This is a genomic window from Photobacterium arenosum, assembly GCF_014841115.1.
GTDB lineage: Bacteria > Pseudomonadota > Gammaproteobacteria > Enterobacterales > Vibrionaceae > Photobacterium > Photobacterium arenosum.
Map to the genome: position 1 here is coordinate 22,337 of NZ_JACYTP010000016.1, position 25,024 is coordinate 47,360.

At 55.4% G+C, this 25,024-nt stretch carries 22 protein-coding genes; 11 read left to right on the forward strand and 11 right to left on the reverse strand.

Annotated elements, in window-relative coordinates:
• The first annotated feature begins 26 nt into the window (after positions 1–26).
• The 3 genes from IFO68_RS19135 to IFO68_RS19145 all read left to right on the forward strand — a co-directional run bounded on the left by IFO68_RS19135 (position 27) and on the right by IFO68_RS19145 (position 4,647).
• On the forward strand, positions 27–3,170 hold the full coding sequence (locus IFO68_RS19135; protein ID WP_192017394.1) for an EAL domain-containing protein: 3,144 nt from the start codon (positions 27–29) through the stop codon (positions 3,168–3,170).
• 187 nt (positions 3,171–3,357) lie between these two features.
• Entirely contained in the window at positions 3,358–4,128 is a 771-nt protein-coding gene (locus IFO68_RS19140) for a class I SAM-dependent methyltransferase (protein ID WP_192017395.1), read from the forward strand.
• A gap of 42 nt (positions 4,129–4,170) precedes the next feature.
• Positions 4,171–4,647 carry a hypothetical protein gene (locus tag IFO68_RS19145; protein WP_192017396.1) on the forward strand — a complete coding sequence of 159 codons (477 nt, stop codon included), beginning with the start codon at positions 4,171–4,173 and terminating at the stop codon, positions 4,645–4,647.
• 364 nt (positions 4,648–5,011) lie between these two features.
• Here the strand turns inward: IFO68_RS19145 and IFO68_RS19150 are convergent, their stop codons facing one another.
• The 4 genes from IFO68_RS19150 to hemC are packed head-to-tail and all read right to left on the reverse strand — an operon-like array spanning position 5,012 to position 9,051.
• Positions 5,012–6,199 carry a heme biosynthesis protein HemY gene (locus IFO68_RS19150; RefSeq protein WP_192017397.1) on the reverse strand — a complete coding sequence of 396 codons (1,188 nt, stop codon included), beginning with the start codon at positions 6,197–6,199 and terminating at the stop codon, positions 5,012–5,014.
• Positions 6,196–7,362, reverse strand: a complete 1,167-nt coding sequence (locus IFO68_RS19155) for a uroporphyrinogen-III C-methyltransferase (RefSeq protein WP_192017398.1) — start codon at positions 7,360–7,362, stop codon at positions 6,196–6,198. Before IFO68_RS19155 ends, IFO68_RS19150 begins: the two co-directional genes overlap by 4 nt.
• A gap of 4 nt (positions 7,363–7,366) precedes the next feature.
• On the reverse strand, positions 7,367–8,119 hold the full coding sequence (locus tag IFO68_RS19160) for a uroporphyrinogen-III synthase (RefSeq protein ID WP_192017399.1): 753 nt from the start codon (positions 8,117–8,119) through the stop codon (positions 7,367–7,369).
• Positions 8,116–9,051: a hydroxymethylbilane synthase gene (gene hemC / locus IFO68_RS19165; protein ID WP_192017400.1), complete on the reverse strand. Its 936-nt coding sequence runs from the start codon at positions 9,049–9,051 to the stop codon at positions 8,116–8,118. Before hemC ends, IFO68_RS19160 begins: the two co-directional genes overlap by 4 nt.
• Positions 9,052–9,440: 389 nt before the next feature.
• Between hemC and IFO68_RS19170 the strand changes: the two genes are divergently transcribed.
• The gene (locus tag IFO68_RS19170) at positions 9,441–12,023 is read left to right on the forward strand and encodes a class I adenylate cyclase (protein WP_192017401.1); all 2,583 of its coding nucleotides are present in this window, start codon (positions 9,441–9,443) and stop codon (positions 12,021–12,023) included.
• Positions 12,024–12,095: 72 nt separating this feature from the next.
• On the opposite strand, the gene cyaY is transcribed toward IFO68_RS19170, so the two are convergent.
• Positions 12,096–12,407, reverse strand: coding sequence for an iron donor protein CyaY (gene cyaY / locus IFO68_RS19175; RefSeq protein WP_192017402.1), 312 nt, complete (start codon positions 12,405–12,407; stop codon positions 12,096–12,098).
• 76 nt (positions 12,408–12,483) lie between these two features.
• On the opposite strand from cyaY, the gene lptM reads away from it, so the two are divergent.
• From lptM to yigB, 6 genes are all read left to right on the forward strand, one after another.
• Positions 12,484–12,603 carry an LPS translocon maturation chaperone LptM gene (gene lptM / locus IFO68_RS19180; protein ID WP_192017403.1) on the forward strand — a complete coding sequence of 40 codons (120 nt, stop codon included), beginning with the start codon at positions 12,484–12,486 and terminating at the stop codon, positions 12,601–12,603.
• Between the two features lie 28 nt (positions 12,604–12,631).
• Positions 12,632–13,882, forward strand: a complete 1,251-nt coding sequence (gene lysA / locus IFO68_RS19185) for a diaminopimelate decarboxylase (protein WP_192017404.1) — start codon at positions 12,632–12,634, stop codon at positions 13,880–13,882.
• 21 nt (positions 13,883–13,903) lie between these two features.
• Complete coding sequence (dapF, locus tag IFO68_RS19190; RefSeq protein WP_192017405.1) at positions 13,904–14,734, forward strand: diaminopimelate epimerase; 831 nt, start codon at positions 13,904–13,906, stop codon at positions 14,732–14,734.
• A gap of 77 nt (positions 14,735–14,811) precedes the next feature.
• Positions 14,812–15,510: a DUF484 family protein gene (locus IFO68_RS19195; protein WP_225445338.1), complete on the forward strand. Its 699-nt coding sequence runs from the start codon at positions 14,812–14,814 to the stop codon at positions 15,508–15,510.
• Positions 15,507–16,415, forward strand: coding sequence for a tyrosine recombinase XerC (gene xerC / locus IFO68_RS19200; RefSeq protein WP_027251490.1), 909 nt, complete (start codon positions 15,507–15,509; stop codon positions 16,413–16,415). The genes IFO68_RS19195 and xerC overlap by 4 nt, the downstream gene beginning before the upstream one ends.
• Positions 16,416–16,427: 12 nt before the next feature.
• The gene (yigB, locus tag IFO68_RS19205) at positions 16,428–17,144 is read left to right on the forward strand and encodes a 5-amino-6-(5-phospho-D-ribitylamino)uracil phosphatase YigB (protein WP_192017407.1); all 717 of its coding nucleotides are present in this window, start codon (positions 16,428–16,430) and stop codon (positions 17,142–17,144) included.
• Between the two features lie 2 nt (positions 17,145–17,146).
• Here the strand turns inward: yigB and IFO68_RS19210 are convergent, their stop codons facing one another.
• The 4 genes from IFO68_RS19210 to IFO68_RS19225 all read right to left on the reverse strand — a co-directional run bounded on the left by IFO68_RS19210 (position 17,147) and on the right by IFO68_RS19225 (position 19,539).
• Positions 17,147–17,605 carry a DoxX family protein gene (locus IFO68_RS19210; protein WP_192017408.1) on the reverse strand — a complete coding sequence of 153 codons (459 nt, stop codon included), beginning with the start codon at positions 17,603–17,605 and terminating at the stop codon, positions 17,147–17,149.
• Between the two features lie 68 nt (positions 17,606–17,673).
• Positions 17,674–18,426, reverse strand: coding sequence for an HvfC/BufC N-terminal domain-containing protein (locus IFO68_RS19215; protein ID WP_192017409.1), 753 nt, complete (start codon positions 18,424–18,426; stop codon positions 17,674–17,676).
• Complete coding sequence (bufB, locus tag IFO68_RS19220) at positions 18,416–19,276, reverse strand: MNIO family bufferin maturase (protein WP_192017463.1); 861 nt, start codon at positions 19,274–19,276, stop codon at positions 18,416–18,418. The genes IFO68_RS19215 and bufB overlap by 11 nt, the downstream gene beginning before the upstream one ends.
• Positions 19,277–19,281: 5 nt before the next feature.
• Positions 19,282–19,539: a BufA1 family periplasmic bufferin-type metallophore gene (locus IFO68_RS19225; RefSeq protein ID WP_192017410.1), complete on the reverse strand. Its 258-nt coding sequence runs from the start codon at positions 19,537–19,539 to the stop codon at positions 19,282–19,284.
• A 276-nt stretch (positions 19,540–19,815) separates the two neighbouring features.
• Between IFO68_RS19225 and uvrD the strand changes: the two genes are divergently transcribed.
• Complete coding sequence (gene uvrD, locus IFO68_RS19230; protein WP_192017411.1) at positions 19,816–21,987, forward strand: DNA helicase II; 2,172 nt, start codon at positions 19,816–19,818, stop codon at positions 21,985–21,987.
• 76 nt (positions 21,988–22,063) lie between these two features.
• On the opposite strand, the gene ggt is transcribed toward uvrD, so the two are convergent.
• Positions 22,064–23,809, reverse strand: coding sequence for a gamma-glutamyltransferase (gene ggt, locus IFO68_RS19235; RefSeq protein ID WP_192017412.1), 1,746 nt, complete (start codon positions 23,807–23,809; stop codon positions 22,064–22,066).
• A gap of 113 nt (positions 23,810–23,922) precedes the next feature.
• Positions 23,923–24,834 (reverse strand): EamA family transporter RarD, encoded by a 912-nt coding sequence (rarD, locus tag IFO68_RS19240; protein ID WP_192017413.1) that lies wholly within the window; start codon positions 24,832–24,834, stop codon positions 23,923–23,925.
• Between the last annotated feature and the right edge of the window lie 190 nt (positions 24,835–25,024).

Consider the following 25,024-nt stretch of genomic DNA (forward strand, 5'->3'; position numbering starts at 1 on the left):
TAAATAAAGGATATCACTGTCTCTTCATGCGCTTAGTTCTCTTGCTACTGGTACTAGTCATACCCAGATTGGCGCTGGCTGAAGCTAATGTGCTGGTGATTCATTCCTATCATCAAGGTATGCAATGGACGGATGCCCAACAGGCTGGGCTGGAAGCCGCCCTGCGTTCTGAATCGGTGCGTCTGCAGGTCGATTATATGGACAGCAAACGCTACCAGTCGCCCTGGTATCTGGATCAGCTGGTGGATGTATACCGTGCCAAACTCAGCAGTGAAAAGTTTGATGCCATCCTGGTGACCGACGATAACGCCTTGTGGCTGGTCAATCAGCTGTCAGATGAAATCGGCCCGACGCCTGTGCTGATGTCGGGCATTAATACCTACAAGCCCGCCAAGCATGCCAATCTGACCCGGATTGGTGGTGTACTGGAAGCCAATGATGTGTCGGCCAATATTAATTTAATTCAGACCATTCAGCCCGATGTCCGGCAGTATTATTTTATTACCGATCACACCGCAACCGGGCGTGAGCTCTGGCAGGATGCCCAGCGCTATCTCAGCCAGCATCCTGAGTTGGATTACACCTATCTCAGTCCGCAGTCGTTTGCCGACTTGTTTGAGGTAGTCGGCCAGTTACCGCCTGATTCTGCGATTATTTTCCTCAGTTATTTTGTTGATGGTAACGGGGTGTATATGTCGGGCCGTGAGCTGATGCAGACCCTGACCCGCAAGGCCAGCGTGCCTGTGTATGTGTCCTACCGTTTTCTGTTGGAGGACGGCGCACTGGGTGGGGTGGTCAGCCGCGGTTACGATCAGGGCATGATACTGGGGCAGTTGTTAAAGCAGGTGCTGAACGATACGAATACTCATTATCCAGTGTTCCGGAACAGTCCCCGCCAGGTAATGTTTAATTACCCGGCCATGCAACGCTGGAATGTGACTGTGGACAAGGAGCAGGTGTCGCTGGTGAACCGGCCGCTGAGCTGGTTTGACAAGTACGCCGGTCAGGTCAGGCTGTTCAGTCTGGTGCTGGCGGTGATGCTCTCGGTGATCCTGCTGCTGATTGTGATTATCCGGCGCCTGCGGCGCAGTGAAAGAAAACTGACCCAAAGCCGGACAATGTTCGAAGGGGTGTTTGACCAGAGTTTCCAGTTCATTGCCATCTTGCACCCGAACGGTCAGCTGCAATCGGCCAATCTGGCGCTGCAGGATTTGCTCGGCCGCTCAGTGATCAAATATGACCGCCCATTCTGGGACTGGGGCTGCTGGGAGCGGACCAGCACAGAGCAGCTAAAACAGTCTTTCCTTTCGGCGACCAGCAGCCAGCTGGTGAGATTTGAAACCGGTATCAACAGCAGTGAAGACGGCACGCGGATACTGGATATCTCCATCAAACCCCTGCCCCATACTGACGGTGTCGAGGGGCAGTTACTGCTTGAAGCCCGGGATGTGACTTCCCGCCATCATATGGAAGAAAAACTGCGGGAACGGGAAATCAGCTACCGCCTGCTCTACGAACAGCAGCCGGTGATCTTGCTGGCGATCAATCAGCACGGCCGCATTCAGTCTGTGAATCAGTTTGCCACTGAGTTACTGGGCTACAGCAAGCGGGAAATGCTGGGCCATAAAGTGACCGACTTTTACCTGGACGATGAAGAGATCCCCCAGCATTTTATTTCGGCCCATCAGGGCAAAGATGACCAGAACGTCTGGCGGCGCCAGCTGCGCTATACCAGTGCCAGCGGCAAAGCGGTCTGGATTCGGGAAACCATACGATCTTCCGTATCTCAGCATCAGTTGCTGCTGGTCGGTGAAGACATTACCAGTACCCGCGAGCTGGAAGCCAAACTCGAATACCAGGCAAATCATGACTACCTGACCAGCTTGTTCAACCGCAGCTATTTCGAGCGCCAGCTTGACGTGTCGTTATCCGAAGCCAGAGACAAAGGTGCCCGTCATGCCATGCTCTATCTGGATCTCGATCAGTTTAAAGTCATTAATGATACGGCAGGCCACGAAGCCGGCGATGAAGCGCTCAAGCAAGTGGCCTGGCTGCTGCGGGGGATTATGCCGCATAAGGCGACGCTGGCACGGCTGGGCGGCGATGAATTTGCCATCATTCTCAGCCATTGTGAAGTGGAAGGAGCGCTGCGTCTGGGCGCGGAAATCCTGCATCTGCTGGAAGAAAGCGAGTTCTACTGGCAGAACACCCGTTTTAGCCTGAGTGCCTCGATCGGCATCCGGTTGATTGATGATACTGCCGGTTCCCCTCAGCAGGTGCATGCCCAGGCCGATACGGCGTGTTATGCCGCCAAAGATGAAGGCCGCAACCGCCTGCATTTGTACCGTCCGGATGATGAAGAATTGCAACGGCGCGAGCGGGAAATGGCGTACGTCAACCATATCCGGCGTGCGCTTGATGAACAGCGGTTTGAACTCTATGCTCAGGCTATTGCACCGCTGGCAACGGCGTCCGCCGGTCATCACTATGAAATTCTGATCCGGATGCGCAGCAGCGACGGGGCAATGGTACCGCCCGGGCTGTTTATGCCAGCAGCTGAACGCTACAACCTGGCACATCTGATCGACCGGTATGTGGTTAACGCGGTTCTCCTTTGGCTGGAAGCACACCCGGAAGCCGTTGCGTCGCTCAAGCTGTGTTCGGTTAACCTGTCCGGACAGTCGATGGGCAATCCTGATTTTGTCGATTTTCTGCTGGCGCGTATTAGCCAATCCAGTGTGCCGGCCAGTAAGCTGTGTCTGGAAATTACCGAAACCGCCGCGATCGGCAACATGAGTGAAGCCATTGAGTTATTCACTCAGCTGAAAGCGCTGGGGTGCCTGATTTCGCTGGATGATTTCGGCGCCGGTCTGTCATCCTTTGGTTACCTGAAACGCCTGCCCGTTGATCTGATCAAAATTGACGGTATGTTCGTCCGTGACATTGCCGATGATGAAGTCGATTTTGCCATGGTGAAAGCCATTAACGATCTGGCCAAGAAAATGGGTAAGCAGACAGTTGCTGAGTTTGTCGAAAACGAAGCCATTTTGCGGCGTCTGGAGCTGCTGGGGGTGGATTATGCGCAGGGTTACCAATTTGGTAAACCTATGCCTTTGGCCCGGCTGGTGGAGAGTTTAACCCTTTCTTCAGCAGCAGAGACGATCCTGTAAATCCCTCTTGATAGTTGGTATCGCGTGTTCAAGGGGAGTGCTACTTTATCCGCTGCCTTGTTGCCGCTTGTCTTCCTTGTCAAAAAGTAGACCAATAACCGATCCCGATTGGGTATAATCCGCCACAATATATGGATTCCTGTCTGCCAGCCCCGTGCCGGGCGGACATTGTTTTGCGGAGACACCCGTGCAAATCGCTTTACTTTGTGAGCAACCTGAACGTCACGCCGAGCTGGCTGAACTGGCTGCCCGTTGGGGACTGGAGCATAATGCTCAAGCGCAGTTTGCGCTGTCTTTGACGGCAGAGCGTCTGGAATTGCTCAAGCAGGATGAACCCAAGCTAGGGGCGGTTTTTGTCGATCTGGCCGGGGGCGCCGCCGCGCACAGACGCAAGTTTGGCGGCGGGCGTGGTCAGGCTATCGCCAAAGCCGTGGGCCTGAAAAGCGGGGTCACACCGACTGTACTGGATGCCACGGCGGGGCTGGGCCGTGATGCGTTTGTGCTGGCATCTCTGGGTTGCCGGGTACAGATGGTTGAGCGCCATCCTGTGGTGGCGGCATTGCTGGAAGACGGTTTGCGCCGCGCTTGCGCCGATGCGGAAATCGGCGACTGGGTGAGTGAACGTATGAGCCTGTTACATGCTACCAGCCAGGATGCGCTCACTGGATTGGCGGCAGATCCTGACTATGTGTTACCGGATGTGGTGTATTTAGATCCTATGTTTCCCCACAAAAAGAAATCGGCTCTGGTAAAGAAAGAAATGCGCGTGTTCCAGAGTCTGGTCGGTGCTGATATGGATGCCGATCAGCTGTTGACGCCGGCGCTGACATTGGCGAACAAACGTGTAGTGGTCAAGCGTCCTGACTATGCCCCCTGGTTGGATGGTCAATCGCCGTCAACCGTGATCAATACCAAGAAGAACCGCTTTGATGTGTATGTCAAAGCGGCTATGAAGTAGCCGCTGACGGCTGTTGGCTGTTGCAGGTTGGAGAAAGCCGAAATGTCCAGGTCATTGTGCAAGTACCGTCGTTCAGAGATCAGCGAGAAGATTGCGTCAATTGCTGAGTTGGTGAGTGCGCCCCAGTATTTTTGCCGTAGCTGTGCCAGGGTCGCCAATGGTAAATCTTCTCTCTGCAAACCGGGTCGTTTACCCGTGCAGGGCCAGAAGAGGGTGCCAGCGACGATCCCATCGGTCACTGCGGCATCTGTGATGGCCCCGTCGCCTGTCTCAGGTCAGGAGCCGGCGTTGCCGCCTGTGGGTGAGCGATTGGAAAGCGGTGCCATGGTGGGGGTGCCGGTGGGTTTGCTGAGCGTGTCGGTCAAGAAACTGGATAAGAAGCTGCGCAAGCTGGCTAAAAAGAAACGTAAACGCCTCAAGAAAACCGACAAGTACCTGAAGAAGGCGGAAAAGTACCGGAAGAAATCTGAGCAGATACAGCGAAAATTCGACAAGCTGATCTATAAAGCCAGTGCCTGATCATTGCCTGCAGCCCGGTAAATAAAAGAAGCCTCCGTTAACGGAGGCTTCTTGGTTTCTGGGGGAACTGAATCAATCAGGATTCTTTAATCAGCACAGCTGTCATCAGGCAAGTGATTACCGCAACAATAATGCCAGAAACAATTAACCAAGGGAGCATAGCCTTACTTCCATCTATAGCGCTAAAAGAGGCCACATTGAATAGTTTTTAAATACTTCCATCAATAGCAAATATATATGATGAAATGGCTATTAACAGATGGATACAAAAGCGGATTAAATCTCGTTAATGCAATGTTAAATAGAACAAAAAAGCGCCTGTTACGGCGCTTTTTTACATTTGGTAACAGGTATGTCTGTCAGGTCAGATTTTGGCCGGCAGGGCCAGGGTTAAGCCTTCTTTTGATAAGCGGGCCGCGGCAGCTTTATCGTTCAGGGTTTCCAGTACCTCGACCAGGTAGCCGTAATCAGCGACAGTCGGGTGCAGTTCAATTGCCCGCTCAAGGTGCGTGCGGGCTTCTTTGGCTTTACCGTCACGCAGATACAATTGTCCCAGCGCACTGTGGGTGGCTGCATTGTTACTGTCGTATTTCAGCAAATCCTGCAGTGTCACAATGGCGGGGTGATAATCGGTCAGTTTCAGCGTCGGCATCAGGCTGATCAGACGGGAATCAACCTTCTTGCGCAGTGCTTCGCGCAGTATGGTATAGCCTTCGCTGTCGGCGTTGCGGGCGCACATCTCACGGACAAAGCAGGCGACCAGCTCCGGATTCTGTTTGGCTTTACGGCTCAGGCTGTTCCAGTGTCCCATCAGGCCATCACTGCCACTGTGCAGGCTGATCTGCGCCATCAAGCCGCACTCGGCCTGTTCCTCTAATTTATCCAGCTGCTCGCCGCTCAGGCTGCCGTACTTTTTCAGCGGGGCAATAAGGCCCAGCAGAGCTGGCCAGTCTTCCAGCTGTACATAGCATTGCTTCAGCAGTTCCAGTAACAGCGGATTACGCGGATGGCTGCTTTTCATCTCCTGCAGAGTGGCGACAGCTTCTTCATATTGATGCTGCTGGCACTGCAGTCTGGCGCGGGTCAGTGCTACCGCCAGGCTGTCGCTGTCCTGTTCGGCCGCCAGACGCAGGTATTCGTCACGCTGATGCAACTGCCCCTGTCCCTGCGCGGCTTCCGCTGCGGCAAGATAGTTCAGTAGCGGGGTTTCGCTGTGATTCGCCGATTTGACGACCAGCTTTTCCGCTTGTTTCCAGTCACCTTCCAGTACTTTGACCAGGCCGCTGGAAGTCAGCTCACGTGCTTTGCGGGTTTTACGGCCGGAGAACCAGCCGCGGGTGACACTGCTCAGTGACAGCAGCCACTTCAGCAGATGCTCAAGCAGAAAAAACGCACCGAAAAGTACAATAACCAGTAAGAGCAGCGTGGTCAGGCTCATTTCCAGTGTCTGGTTGGCGGCGGAGATCAGCACATAGCCCTGGTTGCCGGCCAGCATGGGGCCGACAACGATGCCGGCAATCAGCGCGGCGACCAGCAGGAGAAGTTTAATCATGCCGGATCCTCCTCAGTCTTAATGGGAGCGATTTGTTGCCGCAGGCGCTGGTTCACCAGATCCGCTAACAGCGAGGGCGATTTCAGCTGCTCAGGGTAGCTGGCTTCAATATTCTGGCCGGCCATCTCATTGAGGCCTTTAATGAAGCTCTGCGTTTGAACATCGTCAGTGTTGTAGAACTGGCTGGCCCAGTCTTTGGCCATGGTCAGGGACTGGGTGTACAGCTCACCCTGTTCGCGATACACAGCTTTAATGGCGGTTTCCAGCTTGGATTTGATGTTTTCCTGCAGGTAGAAATCCTGTTCCGGGGACAAGAGCGGAATGACATTGCCATCGCGCTTACGGTAAGTCACAAAGTGTTCGCTGAACTGCTTCAGGGAAGTCATCAGGTTGGACTGCCAGTCGGACACCGACTCGCTGACCGTTTCACTCTGTGGCTGTTCCAGTGACTCAGGCACGATCGCGTTGGCCAGCGGCAAATTGGCGACCATCTGCTGCAGGCTGGTCAGGCGTAATACGATACCGTCACGGTCAACACGGGCCACGGCTTTGAGGCTGGCAATGTCGTCGTTCATGGCACTGCGCAGTGCCGTCAGGCTCGGATCATTGAGCTGGGCAAGGCGGTTATCGGCAGTTTCCAGTAATACGGTGGCACTGGCCACATCGTGCTCCAGCCAGAGTTTGCGCCCCGCCATACGGGTCAGGTAATCCGCTTCGGCCAGTAACCAGTCATTCGGGCGACGGCCTTTGACTTCCGACATCGCCAACTGCAGGCCTTTAATGTCATTGTTCTGCTGCTCCAGCTTGCCTGAGGCGCTGAGTAAGCGCTGATCAACCTCACTTCTGACATCCTGGGTATTTTTAGCCAGCTCGCTTTTCAGGGTATTGAGCTGGGCTTGCAGCGCACTCACCTGTGCCAGCTGGTCACGGTTTTGCTGGTGGCCGTGATAATACAGGCCAGCACCCAACAGGATAACCAGAGCAATGGCGACCCAGCCGGTTTTGCTGCCTTTGCCTGACTCGGCGGGGGCAGCAGGCTGGCTGGCGGCAGACGACTTGGGTGGCGTGCCGGCAGTGTGTGGCGTTTCCTTGGCCTTGGAAGAGGCATCAGACTGCTTGTCTGTCTTAGGGGGGGTATCGTTATTGGTTTTCTTCTCAGTCATCCGTTTATCCCGTTGTGCCTGTTGTACTTAGTGTAGCAAGCAGTGTGGCATTGCTGGCACTGCCCACAGTCGTTATATGGCAAAAGCCAATGTCCCTGGCTTGACGGGCAATTCGCTTGCTGGGTACCAGCAAGTGGCATGTCATCAGCCATGGCTTTGCCTGCGCCGGCATCAGTCGGTACAGGTATTCCAGTTGCTGACCACTGGTGACCACCAGTGAGTCCACACCCTGTTGTTGCCACTGCTGGCTCAAAACAGCGCCATTGAGTGCCAGCCAGTGTCGGGCATAAGTTTCACAGTAGGAGACATTGGCCTGACGTTCAGCCAGTGTCTCGAAAATCAGTTCGCGGCCGCCGTTGCCGCGCAGTATCAGTACATTGCGCCCTGCCGGTGTCATCAGTGCTGGCAGGGCCAGCAGCCCCTCACTGTCTTCCTGCTGCGGTGCATCGACATGCTGACCGCAGGCGTTTGCCAGTGTGGCGGCGGTTTGCTGGCCGACGGCGATATAATGAAGGCTATCGGGCCAGCAAATCTCTTTTTCGGTCAGGTAAGTATGTGCCATTTTTACCGCGTGGGGGCTGACAGCAATAAGACAATCGCCTTTTTTCAGTGTGGCGAGCTGATCACCCAGAGTCAGCAGGCCGGCACCGGGGGCTATGGTCAGCAGTGGCTGAACCAGTGCCTTGATGCCTTGAGCGGCCAATGCTTGTGCCAGTGCCTCGCCGTGCGGGGCTGGTCGGGTGATCAGGACTGTCATTCGGCCTCGTCGTACAGTCGGGTCAGTATCTCGCGAGCCCCGCGTTCGAGCAGCTCTTCGGCCAGTTGAGTGCCCAGGTTTTCCGCCTCCGCAATCGGTCCGCGAATTTCACCGGCGACAATTTTGCTGCCATCCGGCTCACCCACCAGAGCGCGTAACCAGATTTGATCGCCTTCCAGTTCAGCATAGCTGCCGATAGGCACCTGACAGCCGCCTTCCAGCCGGTTGTTCATCGCCCGCTCACATAAAACGCGGGTGGTGGTGGTGGTGTCACTTAAGGCCTCCAGCAAGCCGCGGATACGGGTATCGTCCAGACGGCATTCAATGCCTACGGCGCCCTGGCCGACAGCCGGCAGGCTGACTTCAGGGGCAAGGGCACAGCGGATGCGGTCGTCCATTTTCAGGCGCTTCAGACCGGCACAGGCCAGCACTATGGCGTCGTACTCGCCTTCATCCAATTTCCGCAGACGGGTCGCTACGTTGCCGCGCAGGGTTTTAATCTGCAGATCCGGGCGGCTGGCCAGCAGCTGGCACTGGCGACGCAGGCTGGAGGTGCCAACTATGGCGCCTTGTGGCAGCGCGTCCAGATCGGCGTAGTGATTGGACACGAACGCATCGCGCGGGTCTTCACGCTCACAGATAGTGACCAGTCCCAGACCGTCGGGGAATTCGACCGGCACATCCTTCATGGAGTGGACTGCAATATCAGCGCGACCTTCCAGCATCGCCTGTTCCAGCTCTTTGACAAACAAACCTTTACCACCCACTTTGGCCAGCGGGGTATCAAGAATGATGTCGCCTTTGGTGACCATAGGAACCAGTTCGACAGTAATGCCTGGGTGGGCCTGCTCCAGTGCGGCCTTAACATATTCCGCCTGCCATAGGGCGAGTGGGCTTTTTCGGGTTGCGATCCGGATTGGCATCTCAGTCATAGCTTGGGGGTCCATCTAATTGCTCTAAATATACTAATCGTACCACTCCGATACGGGTAAGGTAATGTAGATGTTGTTGCCGGTGCGGTGAAGCGCATTTGTCCGGTTCTGTGATATCGCTTATGGGAGATATGTCACATTACTGAGTGTGATCTGGCTTCCAAAGTCCAAGGTGCTGGCGATTTCGAGTCATTGTACTATTTTGTGGTGATACAGAATGGAATTGAGCATCACGAAGCAGGTTTCCGCTTGATTGACCGTGCAGACTTTACGGAATGCCTGAAAACTGTTAGATTGATCACGTTTTTGCTCACGAATGGCTCACAGAGTCCCCTAACGATGACAAGATTCGGGCCGCTCTGGATGCTGGTAGCTCTTGGAAGAGTAATTTGCAAAATTATATTAATACCTTAATTGGCAGGTTGGATAAGCATAACCACCGTCGGGTTGAACGTGCGCGTCTTGCCATGAACGCACAATCTGAGCAGGTGTTCAGTGTGCTGCCTGTGCTGTTGCATGTTAACCATCCCGCATTGCCTGGCTACCAGGATGCCGAAGTACCGCAAGGTATTGCGTCATTTGTTCCTACATCACGTCAGTCGACGCTGATCCGTGAGCATTTTGCTTTCGATCTTCCCGCTTCTTTTTTTCATGACTCACCGGATGGTGACATTCTGGGTTTATACGCGATGGGCAGCACCTCGTCGCTGGGCCAGAGCCTGACCAGTGATCTGGATATCTGGGTTTGTATCCGCACCCGTATGCCGTTAGATGAGCGTGAAGCGCTGCTTACCAAGTGTAAAGCCGTGTCCGGCTGGGCGCAGACACAGGGCGTGGAAGCTAACTTTTTCCTGATCGATGATAACCGTTTCCGCCATAACCGTTCGGAAGCCCTGAGTGGCGATAACTGTGGTTCCAGTCAGCATTTGCTGTTGCTGGACGAGTTTTACCGCTCGGCCGTGCATTTGGCAGGACAGCGCTTCTTGTGGTATCTGGTACCGCCGGAAATGGAAGAGTGTTATGACGATTACGTCGCTTATCTGGCGGCCAATGGTTATATCAACCGCGATGAGTGGATTGACTTTGGCGGCCTGTGCCGCATTCCGGCTGAAGAATATTTCGGTTCCAGCCTGTGGCATCTGTACAAAAGTATCGACTCTCCCTATAAATCGGTGCTGAAAGCCATTTTGCTGGAAGCTTATTCCTGCGAGTACCCCCACACGCAACTCCTGAGCGTGGACGGCAAGCGGCGCTTTTTCTCCGAGCAGTCGTCGCACTACGCGATGGATGCCTACTACCTGATGCTGGAAAAAGTGACCCGTTATCTGGAGCGGATTAACGATCACCGCCGTCTGGATCTGGTGCGTCGCTGTTTCTATCTGAAAACCCACGAAAAACTGACTCGTGAGCCCGGTATTGGCTCAGTCGCCTGGCGTCGTGAGGTACTGGCTGAGCTGACCTCTGAGTGGCAATGGTCCCGTGAGGTCATTGAAGAGCTGGATAACCGCCGCAACTGGAAGGTGGAGCAGGTCAAGCGGGCCCACAACGAGCTGCTTGACGCCCTGATGCTCAGTTATCGTAACCTGATCCTGTTTGCGCGCCGTAACGACATTACCTCGTCGATCAGCCCGGAAGATATCAGTATTCTGGCCCGTAAGCTGTATGCGGCCTTTGAGGTATTGCCCGGCAAAGTGACCCTGCTCAACCCGCAGGTGTCGCCAGACTTGCACGAAGGGGATCTGACCTTTATTCAGGTGCCTGCCGGCCGGACTAACACCGCGGGCTGGTACCTGTACAAGCAGCCGCTGGATCCGTACGCCATTCTGGGCCAGCCGTCGTTAGAGCATAACCGCTACCTGAGCAAACTGGTGGCCTGGGCGTATTTCAACGGCCTGCTGACCGAAACGACCAACCTGCACACTGTGGTGCGCGATTCGGCCATGGATATCGACAAGCTGTACCAGATGGTGAGCGATATCCGCAATACCTTTTCGATCCGCCGTCCCAAGCCAGGCCTGAAAGCCCTGTCCAGCCCGTGTGAAATCCGCCAGTTAGGGATTTTCATCAATCTGGAGCAGGACCCGACGGAAGAAATGAAAAGCCGGGCGGTGAAGTTTGATTTCAAAAATACCGATATCTTCAGCTTTGGCCCTGAACAGACCTGTCTGGTCGGCAGCGTTGATCTGGTTTACCGTAACTCATGGAATGAAGTGCGTACCCTGAACTTCAAGGGTGAAAACGCCATGATGGATGCACTGAAGACCATTTTGAGCAAGATGCATCAGGATGCCATTTCGCCCGAATCGGTCGATGTGTTTTGCTACAGCAAACACATGCGCGGGATGATCCGCAACCTGGTGTATCAGCTGGTGGCCGAGTGTATTGAGATGCGTCTGATGCCGGTGGAGCAGCAGGAGAAGCAGCGCCGTTTTAAAGCGATCCGCATTGGCAGCCAGACACATGGTTTGTTCTTTGAGCGTCGCGGGGTCTCGGTGCAGAAGCTGGAAAACTCGGTCGACTTCTACCGCTGTATTTCCAGTAATAAGCTGCTGGGCAGTGCTAGCGTGGTGATGGGGAAAACCGATGAGCCGCATCCGCCGTCCATTGTCGATGCTTACGCCAGTGAAGGCCTGATCCAGTTCTTCTTTGAAGACTGTGAAAACCACGGTTTCAATATTTATATCCTGGACGAAACCAACCGGATTGAAGTTTATCGCCAGTGCAGCGGCAACATGGATGAAATGGTCCATGGCGTGAACCGTTTTTATACCTCGGCGCAGGACAGGTTCAGTTACAGTTCGAATTTCATCAATTTTAACCTGCCTCAGTTCTACCATATTGTGTATGGCCAGGAGGGTGAGTGTCAGGTGTTACCTTACAAGAGCGGGTATCAGGCTGAGCGTCGGCTGGCGGCCGATAACCAGGCCAATATGGATGAAGCCGGCAAAGGCGGGCAGATGAGTCTGTCTTAAAGCTGTTTTGTCATATTGGGTGCCAGATTGCCGGCGCAGCAGAGAGTGTTATCTGCTGCGCCGGCATTGTTTTTACCAGTCGACACTTTCTTGCGCGTGAACCGAGCACTCGCGCTTAATCAGTGAAATCAGCTCTTCGCCGCTGCGGGTGCAGAGCCAGATCCCGTCGTTATATTTGAAGTGATAGCCGCCTGATTTGGATGCCACCCAGATTTCATGCAGCGGTTCCTGACGGTTGATGACGATCTGGCTGCGGTTTTCAAACTCCAGTGTCAGCACGTTGCCTGTTGTCTCATATTCGATGTCTGCGCCGGACTGATCGATGCCTTCCTCGATATGCATAAGTACCTGATCAGCCAGTTTATGAAATTCAGTATCGTTCATCCTGTAAGTCCTATTGCTTTTCCTAGTGTGGGTGCGATTATAGAGGGCATTGCAATCATTATCACTGGCTTTAAAAATGCGTACAGGTTTAATAGCAACATTTATTCTGACAGTACTGACATTGGCAGGCTGCGGCCAGAGTGGTCCGCTGTATATGCCAGCCGATGACACCGAACAGACAGAGCAAACCGAATAACCGCGGCCATAACAGGGAAGAGACCACATTGGATTATTTTAATTATCAGCAAGACGGCCAGCTTTACGCTGAAGATATCGCAGTAACTGACCTGGCTGAACGTTTTGGCACGCCGCTCTATGTATACTCCCGCGCGACCCTGGAACGCCACTGGCGTGCGTTTGACAGTGCGGTAGCTGATCATCCGCATCTGATCTGCTACGCGGTGAAAGCAAACTCAAACCTCGGGGTACTGAATGTGCTGGCCCGACTGGGTTCAGGGTTTGATATTGTCTCTGTCGGCGAGCTGGAACGCGTTATTGCCGCAGGCGGTGATGCCGGGAAAGTTGTTTTCTCCGGTGTCGGTAAAACCGCCGCAGAAATGCGCCGGGCGCTTGAACTGGACATCAAGTGTTTTAATGTTGAATCAGAGCCTGAGCTGGAGCGCCTGAATCAGGTTGCCGCTGAGATGGGCAAAGTGGCGTCTGTGTCGCTGCGCATCAACCCGGATGTGGATGCCAAGACACACCCGTATATTTCCACCGGCCTGCGTGACAACAAGTTCGGCATTGCCTTTGACCGTGCCCCGGAAGTGTACCGTCTGGCACACAGCCTGCCGAATCTCAATGTGATTGGCATGGACTGCCATATCGGTTCACAGCTGACAGAGCTGACGCCCTTCATTGATGCCACAGATCGCCTGCTGGCCCTGATTGATACCCTGAAAGCAGAAGGCATAGTGATCCGCCATCTGGATGTCGGCGGTGGTCTGGGTGTGACCTACAATGATGAGCAGCCGCCACTGCCATCTGATTACGCGAAAGCACTGCTGGAGCGTCTGGAAAATCACATGGATCTGGAGCTGATTTTTGAGCCGGGCCGTGCGATTGCCGCCAATGCCGGTGTACTGGTGACCCGTGTTGAGTACCTCAAGCATACTGAGCACAAAAACTTCGCCATCGTTGATGCCGCCATGAACGATCTGATCCGCCCGACCCTGTATCATGCCTGGCAGGCGATAGTGCCGGTTGTTCCGCGTGACGGCGAGCCGCTGGAATACGACTTTGTCGGCCCGATCTGTGAAACCGGCGACTACATTGGTAAAGAGCGCCTGCTGAAGCTGGAGCAGGGCGATCTGGTCGCCGTGCGTTCTGCCGGTGCCTACGGGTTTGTGATGTCATCCAACTACAACACCCGTCCGCGTGTGGCGGAAATCATGGTAGATGGCGATCAGGCTCACGTGGTGCGCGAACGTGAAACACTGAGTCAGTTGTGGCAGTCTGAGCGCCTGTTGCCTTAACCCATAAGCGAGAGAACGCCGATGCAGTTTCAATTTTCTAAGATGCATGGTTTGGGCAATGATTTCATGGTCGTCGACTGTGTGACCCAGAACATCTTCTTCTCCCCGGACGCCATCAGGCGTCTGGCGGATCGGCATCGCGGGGTGGGTTTTGATCAGCTTCTGGTCGTAGAGCCGCCTTATGATCCCGAGACGGATTTTCACTATCGCATTTTTAATGCCGATGGCAGCGAAGTGTCGCAGTGCGGTAACGGGGCCCGTTGTTTTGCCCGCTTTGTCTCTATGAAAGGGCTGACCAATAAGTACCGGATCGCGGTCAGCACCAAGTCGGGCAAGATGGTGCTGCAGTTGGAGAACGACAACCAGGTGACGGTCAACATGGGCGTCCCTGAGTTCACGCCGGAAAAAATTCCGTTCAAGGCCAAACAGGAAGAAAAAACCTACATACTGCGCGCGGAAGATAGCACCGTATTCTGCGGTGCCGCCAGTATGGGCAATCCGCACTGTGTGACCGTGGTGGATAATGTGGATACGGCGGATGTCGAGACGCTCGGCCCGCTGCTGGAAAGCCATGAACGTTTTCCTGAGCGGGTTAATGTCGGCTTTATGCAGGTAGTGTCGCGCGCTGCCGTCCGCCTGCGGGTCTACGAACGCGGTGCGGGCGAAACCCAGGCGTGCGGCAGCGGAGCCTGCGCTGCTGTCGCTATCGGTCAGCGCCAGGGCTTGCTGGACAGCAATGTGACCGTCAGCCTGCCCGGTGGCGATCTGCATATTCGCTGGGCTGGCGATGGTCAGCCTCTGTATATGACCGGGCCTGTTGCTCATGTGTTCGATGGCCAAATCACGCTCTGAAGTGTGGCAAATGGCAAGTTGCCGGTGGGGCTGTCTGGCCCCATTGAGCCTAACCAAATCTGCAAGTGATGACTGAGATGACCCAACTGAACCAACGCCCTGCGGATGATGAGGGTGCAGCGCTCAACCCGCAGGCGATCGCGGCTTTTTTAACTGCCAATCCTGACTTTTTTATCCAGCAGCCCGAGCTGCTGGAGCAGCTCAGGCTGCCCCATACCGAGCGCGGATCGGTTTCGCTGGTGGAGCGCCAGATGGAGCGGCTGCGCCATAAAGTGGCGGAACTGGAAAAGCAGATCGATGGCATGATGTCTGTCGCGGCCAGTAACAGCGCGTTATTTGCTGCCTTTGCTCGTGCCCAGCAGCAATTGTTTCAGACCCACAATATTTACCAGGCGCTGAGTGTGCTGACTGCACTGGCGACGGAACTGGATTTACGGGTCAGTGTACGGTTGTTTGACAGCATGGACGCCGAACTGTCGCTGAGCCGGCAGGCGTTTGAAGGGTTTCGACGCGCCCGGCTCAACCCGCAGGATGTTTATCTTGGCCGACTGCGCAGTGCCGAAAGCGAAATGCTGTTCGAACAGCCCCCTCAGCTGGGCTCATTCATCGTGCTCAAGCTGGGTGAATCGGAACGGCCTGACGGTGTACTGTGTTTTGCCAGCCGGGATGGCGGCCATTTTCAACCCGGGATGGACACGCTGTTTGTGACTCAGTTGGCCGACGTGCTGGGACGCTTGATCCGCCACTGGGAATACAGCCGTGAGGTTATTGAATGAGTTTGCCGGCCAGTCTGACCCGCTCGCTTGACCGCTTTTACGAGTATCTGCGCAGTGAGCGGGAGCTGAGTCTGCATACCCAGCAGAACTACAAGCGCCAGCTGACCACAGTGGCTGAGCAGTTGCTCGAACTGGGGGTCTCCGACTGGCACACCTTAGATGCTGCCTGGGTTCGTCAGGTGGCGAGCAAAGGGATGCGGGACGGCCTCAAGGCCAGCAGTCTGGCTATGCGATTATCCGCGTTGCGCAGCTTTCTGGATTATCTGGTCCATCAGGGAGAGCTGAAGGCCAATCCGGCCAAAGGGGTATCAGCACCGCGTAAATCCCGGCCTCTCCCCAAAAACCTCGATGTCGATGAGATGGATCAGCTGCTCAGTGTTGATGAGAATGATCCCTTGTCGGTCCGGGATCGCGCCATGATGGAACTTATGTATGGCGCGGGCCTGCGCTTGTCGGAACTGGTTGGGCTGAACGTGAAAGACATCAGCCTGAGCAAGGGCGATCTGCGGGTGATAGGTAAAGGCGACAAAGAACGCATTGTCCCTTTTGCCGGTCTGGCCCGGGAATGGGTGGGGATCTGGCTGAAAATGCGCGGACAACTGGCCGCTCCCGGTGAACCGGCATTGTTTGTGTCCAAGCTGGGCCAGCGCATCTCCAACCGTAACGTGCAGAAACGTATGGCGGAATGGGGACAAAAGCAAGCGGTGTCCAGTCATATTAATCCACACAAGCTGCGTCACAGTTTTGCCACTCATATGCTGGAGTCCAGCGGTGATCTTCGCGCGGTGCAGGAGCTGCTGGGCCACGCCAATCTCAGTACCACACAAATCTACACCCATTTAGACTTTCAGCATTTAGCCAAGGTGTATGATCAGGCACATCCGCGTGCCAAGAAGACCAAATAAGGAGCCGGTGTCATGCAGTTTTACCGCAGTTTTCGTTCTCCCAAAGCACTCACCTTTGATCTGGACGATACCCTGTACGATAACCATCCGGTGATTCTGCGCGCCGAGCAGGCGATGTATGACTGGCTGGCCGCCGCGCATCCGGCTTCACATGCATTGACGCCCGCAGACTGGCAGCGGCTCAAATACCAATTGGCAAAGGACAACCCTATGCTGCGCCACGATGTCACCGAGTGGCGCCGGGTGATGCTGCGTACCGGTCTGATCCGGCTCGGCTATTCGCAGACCCAGGCCGCGGAGGCGACGGAAGAAGGGCTGCACATAGTATTAACCGTCAGAAATCAGGTCGATGTGCCTGATATGACCCATGCCGTGCTCAGCGAACTGGCCACGCGGGTGCCGCTGCTGGCGATCACTAACGGCAATGTGGACGCGGATAAAATCGGCCTGGGCCAGTATTTCTCCCGGGTATTGGTGGCAGGCCGTGACGGCTTGTCCAAACCGGCGCCGGATTTATTTATCCAGGCTCAGGCACTGTTGGGAGTGTCGGCGGCGGATATTCTTCATGTCGGCGATCACCTGATCAGCGATGTGGCCGGCGCCCGTCGCAGCGGTTTTCAAGCCTGCTGGTTTAATGATCAGTCACGTCAGATGCATCAGGAGTCTAAAGCGACATGGCTGCCGGATGTTGAAATCCACACTCTGGATCAGCTGCTGTTACTGGTGTGAGCCTATTCCAGTAAGCGGCTGGGCCGTCGCGCCAGGCCGGACAGATGATCCAGAGACACCAGCCCCGCGCCCCAGAATACATTCACCAGCAACATCATGCCCCACAGCTGGTGGTCAAAAAAGCCTTTCTCCCACAGCAGCGGATAGGACACCACGGCTATGATGTTGAAGACAAACAGCAGCAGTGCCATCGGCCGGGTCAGCAAGCCCAGTACCAGAAACACAGGCACTATCAGCTCAGTTGCCGTGCCCAGATAGGCCGCTATCCGCCAGGGCAGCAGCGGAACCTGATATTCATATTCAAACAGATACAGGGTGCTGTCCCAGCTCTGGTATTTGATCATACCTGAGTTGAAAAAGACCCAGGCCACCCACAAGCGGGTGAATAACAACAGCAGGGGGATCAGCGGCGCCAGCAGACGGCTGAACCGGGTATCTGTGTCTTTAATAAGGTAGAGCATGTCAGCCTCCTGGACTGCAGGCGAGCCACTTTGATCGAGTAGTGAAACCAAAGTGGCAAAAAAGGTGATTACATCTCATCAGCATAGAGAATATCGCTAAAAACCTGTGCAGCAATCAGCTCCCCCAGCACCGCCAGCATATCCTGGCTGGCTTGTCCCAGAGGTTGATGTTGGCGCGCCAGCTGCACCAGTGCGGTTCCCGCCTGAGTGGTGGCGATCACGGCCGGTCCGGGCAGCACTATGGCGGATTCACTCGTCCGGATGGTCAATCCGTCCAGCTGTTCATCGCGTATCGCCAGCCACAGCGACGCAACCGCATAGTCGCTGTTCAGCAACCAGCAGGCAGGCTGAGGGATCAATCTGGCGTCAGCCAGACGCTGCTCTGTCAGCCCCTGCAGTTTTTCCAGCGGAAACGCCGCCAGGGCCGCATTGCACATAGACGCCCGGTCGACCAGCCACTCTAAGGCCGCCAGATCGGCCAGATAAGGCACAGCATCGGTAAGTGTTGCCTGAGCACAAATCGTCTGGTCAAAACCGCCGCCATAATGGCTGACATCGCCCTGCTCCAACGGTGTGGTCAGAATATGCTGGCGGGCCAGCGCGGAAAAACACTCGTCACCCACCACGGCTTTGACTGCCGGATAGGTCGCTTCCAGCACTTCGCTCAGGCTGATCACAAAGTTGTTGCGGTAGATTTGCAGCCGCTGTTCGGCGCTGAAAAGGTTATCGGTGATCAGGCCGGCGACATCGCTTGGCCGGTATTGTAAGGCCTGGGCAAAACTCGTCTGCAGGGTGGCCAGATCAGGCGCATCATCTTTCATGATTGCCTCCGCCAGGGTGGGTGTTACGCAGGATCTGCCGGGCCTTTTCGGCTTCGCCCAGCAGCACTGCCAGCGGGGGAATGTCGAGGTCCCATTCGATCAGGGTCGGCACTGAGCCGTGAGTTTGTACCCAGTCCCGGTACAGTTGCCAGACGGGATCACTGACCGGGCGGCTGTGAGTATCAATCCAGATTTCACCCTCATCAAGTTGTTTGACCGTAAAGCCAGCCAGGTGGATTTCTTTGACGGCGTTAGGGTTCAGCGCCGCCAGATAGGTGGCACAGTCAAAACCGTGATTGAAACTGCTGACGTAGATGTTATTGAGATCCAGCAGCAGGCCGCAGCCGGTGCGCTGCTGGACAAGATCCAGAAAATCCCACTCGGTATACGTGGCATGGTGGAAGCTCAGGTAGCTGGACGGGTTCTCGAGCAGTAGCTGGCGTCCCAGCGTCTCCTGCACCTGACTGATTTTAGTGCAAACCACATTCAGTGCTTGTTCCGTGTAGGGAATGGGCAGCAGATCGTTGAAATACTGGCCGCTGATCGAACTCCAGCTTAAATGGTCGGATACGGCCAGGGGTTGAATGTCGTCGATCAGGCGTTTGAGCTGAGCCAGGTGGCGGACATCCAGCGGATCGGCAGAGCCCAGTGACAGGCCGATACCGTGGCAGCTGATGGGAGTATGGTCAGCGATGGTGTTGAGACTGCGGCGTGCCGGGCTGTCGGGGTTGAAATAGTTTTCGCTGTGAATCTCCAGCCAACCGACTTCAGGCGGGTTCATCGCGGCAAACAGACTCAGGTGGGGCGCACGCAGGCCAACCCCCACCTGTTCAAAGGCATGATCACGCATCATGATTAACTGCTTTGCGTGCTGCCGCCTGCCAGACGGTCACACAGACCTTTGGGCACCATGATAAAGGCGTCTTTCTGAGCATCGGTTTTGGCGGTACCGGCACAGGAGCCGGTTTTGGTGGCGCAGTCATTTTTACCGGCTTTGGCAACGCCGTAGCATTTTTCTTTGGCCTCGGCGGCAATAGCAGGTGCAGAAAGTGTACCGGCCAGAATTAACAGACCGGAGACGGCGGAGGCTAAGGCTAAGTGGTTCTTGTTCATTATCATTCCTCTTTCAGTAAACAGTGAGATGTTGCGGTGAACGAACGTCCGTCTTGCAGTACCTGGCCACCACTGAGTGGCTCATTTGCAGACTAGACCCTCTTATAAAGACTAGAAAGGCTGGCGGGCGGATAAATTTCAATCAGGTGTGATTTTTTGCTGAAAAGTGATTGTGGGTCGGTGACGGGGGGCAGAAAGAAGCCGGCGACAGGGCAGGCATTCTCTGGCTGAGCTGTTATAATCACCGCCAGTGTATAAATAACCAGTAGAAAGGCGATGGACGTTTCACTCTTGTTAGATGGTCTTAATGACAAACAACGCGAAGCGGTGGCGGCACCGCTGGGGAATCACTTGGTACTGGCCGGCGCCGGCAGTGGTAAAACACGGGTGCTGGTGCACCGGATCGCCTGGTTGCTGCGGGTAGAAGAAGCCTCGCCTTTCTCACTGATGTCGGTGACATTCACCAACAAAGCTGCGGCAGAGATGCGCGGACGCATCAATGCGCTGATGCAGGGCAACTGCGCCGGGATGTGGAACGGCACCTTTCACGGCCTGAGCCACCGCATGCTGCGCGCCCATTATCTCGACGCCAAATTGCCGGAAGATTTCAACATCATCGATTCTGATGATCAGATGCGCCTGCTGCGCCGCCTGATCAAAGCCCAGAACCTGGATGAAAAGCAGTGGCCGGCCCGTCAGGCGGCCTGGTATATCAACGGCAAGAAAGATGAGGGGCTGCGCCCGGCGCATGTCGAAACCTTTAATGACCCGGTTGAACAGACCTGGCTGCGGCTCTATACCGCCTATCAGGAAGCCTGCGATCGCGCCGGTCTGGTCGATTTTGCCGAATTGCTGCTGCGTGCTTTTGAGCTGCTGAAGTACAACAAGCATATCCGCGAGCACTACCAGGCGCGCTTCAAGCACATACTGGTGGACGAGTTTCAGGATACCAACAACATCCAGTTTGCCTGGCTGCGCCTGATGGCCGGCCCGGAATGCCATGTGATGATAGTTGGTGACGATGACCAGTCTATCTATGGCTGGCGGGGTGCCAAGGTCGAAAATATCCAGCGCTTCCTGCGCGAGTTTGCCAATACTTCCAGTATTTTTCTGGAGCAGAATTATCGCTCGACCGGCAACATTCTTCAGGCCGCCAACGCCCTGATTGCCCATAACAATGAACGTATGGGCAAGAATCTGTGGACCGACGGCAGCGAAGGGGAAAAGATTTCCGTTTACTCGGCCTTTAACGAGCTGGATGAAGCCCGTTTTGTGGTGGGTAAGATTAAAAGCTGGCAGGACAGCGGCGGCGCGCTTAATGACACGGCCATGCTGTATCGCAGCAATGCCCAGTCGCGGGTGCTGGAAGAAGCCCTGATCCAGGCCGGTATGCCGTACCGGATTTATGGCGGCATGCGTTTCTTCGAGCGTCAGGAAATCAAAGATGCGCTGTCGTACCTGCGTCTGATCTCGAACCGCAATGATGACGCCTCGTTTGAGCGGGTGGTCAATACCCCGGCCAGGGGCTTGGGTGAGCGCACTCTGGATACCATACGCATGGCGGCCCGCGATCGCGGTATCACTATGTGGCGGGCCAGTGTTGAACTGCTGGACGAAAAAGTCCTGGCAGGGCGCGCGGCCAATTCACTGCGCCGCTTTGTTGAGCTGGTGAATGCGCTGGAAGACGACACCCGCGACTTGCCGCTGTATCAGCAGACCGACGAGGCTATTCGCGCATCGGGTCTGCGGGCCATGTACGAGCAGGAAAAAGGCGAGAAAGCCCAGGCCAGGATTGAAAACCTGGAAGAGCTGGTGACCGCCACCCGTCAGTTTGAAGTACCGGAAGAAGCCCAGGAAATGAGCCCGCTGGCAGCCTTTCTGTCGCATGCCGCGCTGGAGGCCGGCGAAGGCCAGGCCGATGAATACGATGATGCCGTTCAGCTGATGACCTTGCACAGCGCCAAAGGGCTGGAATTCCCTGTGGTCTTTATGGTGGGAGTCGAAGAAGGCATGTTCCCGAGCTTTCGCACCTCCGAAGAGCATGGCCGCCTCGAAGAAGAGCGCCGCCTGTGCTATGTGGGTATGACCCGGGCGATGGAAAAGCTGTTTATCACCCATGCCGAAATGCGGCGTTTGTACGGCAAAGACAATTTCCATAAAGTGTCGCGTTTTGTCCGGGAAATCCCGGAAGAGTTTATCGAAGAAGTGCGGATGAAAGCGCAGGTGTCGCGTCCGTCAACGGGCGGCCGTTTCAGCCAGACCCAGGTCAATGATAACTTTAATCAGACCGGTTTTAATCTGGGCCAGCGGGTACAGCATCCCAAATTCGGGGAAGGCACCATCATCAATTTTGAAGGCAGCGGCACCCAGAGCCGGGTTCAGGTGGCTTTCAACGGGGAAGGCATCAAGTGGCTGGTGACTCAGTACGCCAAGCTGGAAGCGATGTGAGTCATTGCTTACTTCGCTAATCAAAACGCGCCGTATCCGCCAGGTTACGGCGCGTTTGTTTTGAATGTCTTACCAATTACCGGGCGACCACTTTCCCTTCACGGCGCGGGTCGGCGGCCCCATTGAGCTGACCACGGAACAGGCCGATTGCCTGGACCCCTGAGTTGAGCGGCTTGATCTGGACCTCAAACCCCAGTTTTTCCAGCTCCGGCGCCCAGTGCTCAGCACTGGTGCCCTGCTCCAGCTCGAACGGACCGAAGCGATTGTTCATGTTGGGCAGATCGATCGCTTGCTGCAGGCTCAATCCCCAGTCGAGGTGAGCGATCAGGGTTTTGGCGACATAACCGATGATCTGACTGCCACCTGGCGAGCCTATCGCCAGCACCGGCTGGTCATCTTTCAGCACTATGGTCGGCGCCATGGATGAACGCGGACGTTTGCCGGGTTCGACCCGGTTGGCAATCGGCATGCCATTGTCGTGGGTGCTGAATGAGAAGTCGGTCAGCTCATTGTTGAGCAGGAAACCGCGCACCATCAGGCGGGAGCCAAAACCGTTCTCTATGGTGGTGGTCATCGACAGCACGTTTCTGTCTTTATCGACAATCACCAGATGGCTGGTGGAAGGCAGTTCAAGCGCATTATCCTGACCGTAATTTACGGCGTGTGACCAGGGCGGCAGCCCCGCGCTGACTTCTTGCAATGCCTGACTGCTTTTCAGCAGGCCGGCACGCTGGCTGAGGTAATCTTTGTCTAGCAGCCCCGCGGTCGGCATAGGGACATAGTCGCTGTCCGCCATATAGCGGCCACGGTCAGCAAACGCCAACCGGGACGCATCGCCGATCAAATGCCAGCTCAGCGCTTTTTGCGGCCCCAGCTCTTTCATCGGAAAATGGCTCAGCATGCCTAGGATCTGACCCAGTGTCAGCGCCCCGGAACTGGGCGGCCCCATGCCACAAACTTCATACTGGCGATACGGCGCGCAGACCGCCGGACGTTCTTTGACCTGATAGGTAGCCAGATCCATGGTGTTGAGCACCCCGGGATTACCTTCGGCGCTGCGCACGGTTTTGACTATGTCTTTGGCAATATCACCGTGATAAAAGGCACTGGCGCCGCGCTCAGCAATTTGCTGCAGGGTATCGGTATAGGCCGGGTTTTTGAGCGTATCCCCGGCTTTCAGCGGCTGACCGTTGGGGAAAAAGTAGGCTTTGGTGGCTGGCCAGCGCTGCAGGCGTTCGCTGTCTTGCTGAACCAGTTGCGCCAGTCGCGGGCTGACGGTAAAGCCGTCGCGTGCCAGCGCTATCGCGGGTTCAAACAGATCCTTCCAGGGGAGCTTGCCCAAACGCTGGTGGGTATGCCACATCAGTTTGACTGTGCCTGGGGTGCCGACAGAGCGACCACCGACCACGGCATCATAGAAAGACAGAGGCGTGCCCTTGTCGTCCTGGAATAATTGCGGCGTGACTTCGGCCGGGGCCGTTTCACGACCGTCGAAGGTGGTCAGGGCTGCTTCTTTGCTGTCCCAGTACACCAGAAATGCGCCCCCTCCCAAACCGGATGATTGCGGCTCGGTCAGGCCCAGCACCAGCTGCGCGGCAATCATGGCATCAATGGCATTACCGCCTTTGGCCAGAATGGCGGCCCCGGCATCACTGGCATACGGATTGGCGGTGGCAATCATCCACTCTTTGCCTGTGACCTGCGCGTTCCGCTGAAAGCCCGTTGCCCCTTCCGGGGCGATGAGATCTGTGGCTTGTTCGCTGTAGGCCGAGACGGAGAGCAATGCGCAGGTCAGAGCCAGCGCAAGGGAGATCCTTTTCATGGCTTATCCTTCTGAAAATTGTTTTGAATCAGTCAATAAGATTAGGTGTTTTTAACACAGATTGCCCGCGAGTGTGAGCAATCTGTGTGCTGAGTAGCAAGGGGCGGGCAGTGTCAGGCGATTTGGGCTTTCTTGCGGCTCTGGCGGTGTCCCTTGATGCCATCGTAGCTGAACAACACCAGCGCGACCCAAATGCAGGCAAACGTCAGGCTCTTATCGGCACTGAATTCTTCACCGTACACGGCGACGGCCAGCAGGAACATCAGGCTGGGACCTATGTACTGGAAAAAGCCCAGCGTCGACAGCTTGAGTTTGGTGGCCGCGCCGGTAAAGCACAGCAAGGGCAAGGTGGTGACTATCCCTGCCGCCATCAGCAGTAAGTTAGTGTCTATGCTGTTCAGCGTCCAGTCTGAGGTCGGGCTGCTGGCGAACAGCCACACATAACCCAGTGCCAATGGCAGCAGAATACTGGTTTCCATCAACAGGCCGGTCTGGGCATCCAGATTGACTTTTTTACGCAGCAGGCCGTAGACGCCAAAACTGGCGGCCAGTACCAGCGCGACCCAGGGCAGAGAGCCGAAATGAATTAACTGCACCAGTACGCCGCCAGCGGCCAGTGCCACGGCCAGCCACTGCAGCGGGCGCAGGCGCTCGCCCAGAAACACCATGCCCAGCAGCACGTTCAGCAGCGGATTGATGAAATAGCCCAGGCTGGCATCCAGCATGTAGTTGCTGTTGACCGCCCAGATAAAGATCAGCCAGTTAGCACCTATGATGACAGAGCTGGCCAGCAACATCAGCAGAACTTTAGGCTGTTTGAGTACCTGTCGGACTTTGCCCCAGCCCTTGCCAATAAAGATTAATCCCGCCAGAAAAAAGAAAGACCAAATAATGCGGTGGCTGAGGATTTCCATCGGACTGACGCTTTGCAGCATCTTAAAATAAATTGGTGCAATACCCCACATGGTGTAGGCGGCGATAGCCAGTATGACTCCACGTTGGATCGTTTTTGCTTGCTCGTCCATGCTATTCCAGTACGTTATGGTAAATATTGACAGGAAGGTATGGGCATTACGCTAGATATGCCCGAATGGGCAGTATAATGCCAGCCTGTTCAAAATGACCAGCGACTTCTTTTGCTGATCCGGTTGCGGTGAGGGTGACGCTCCCATCCGGGATCTGAATGGTATAGAATAGCCGGCTGTGTCAATCAAG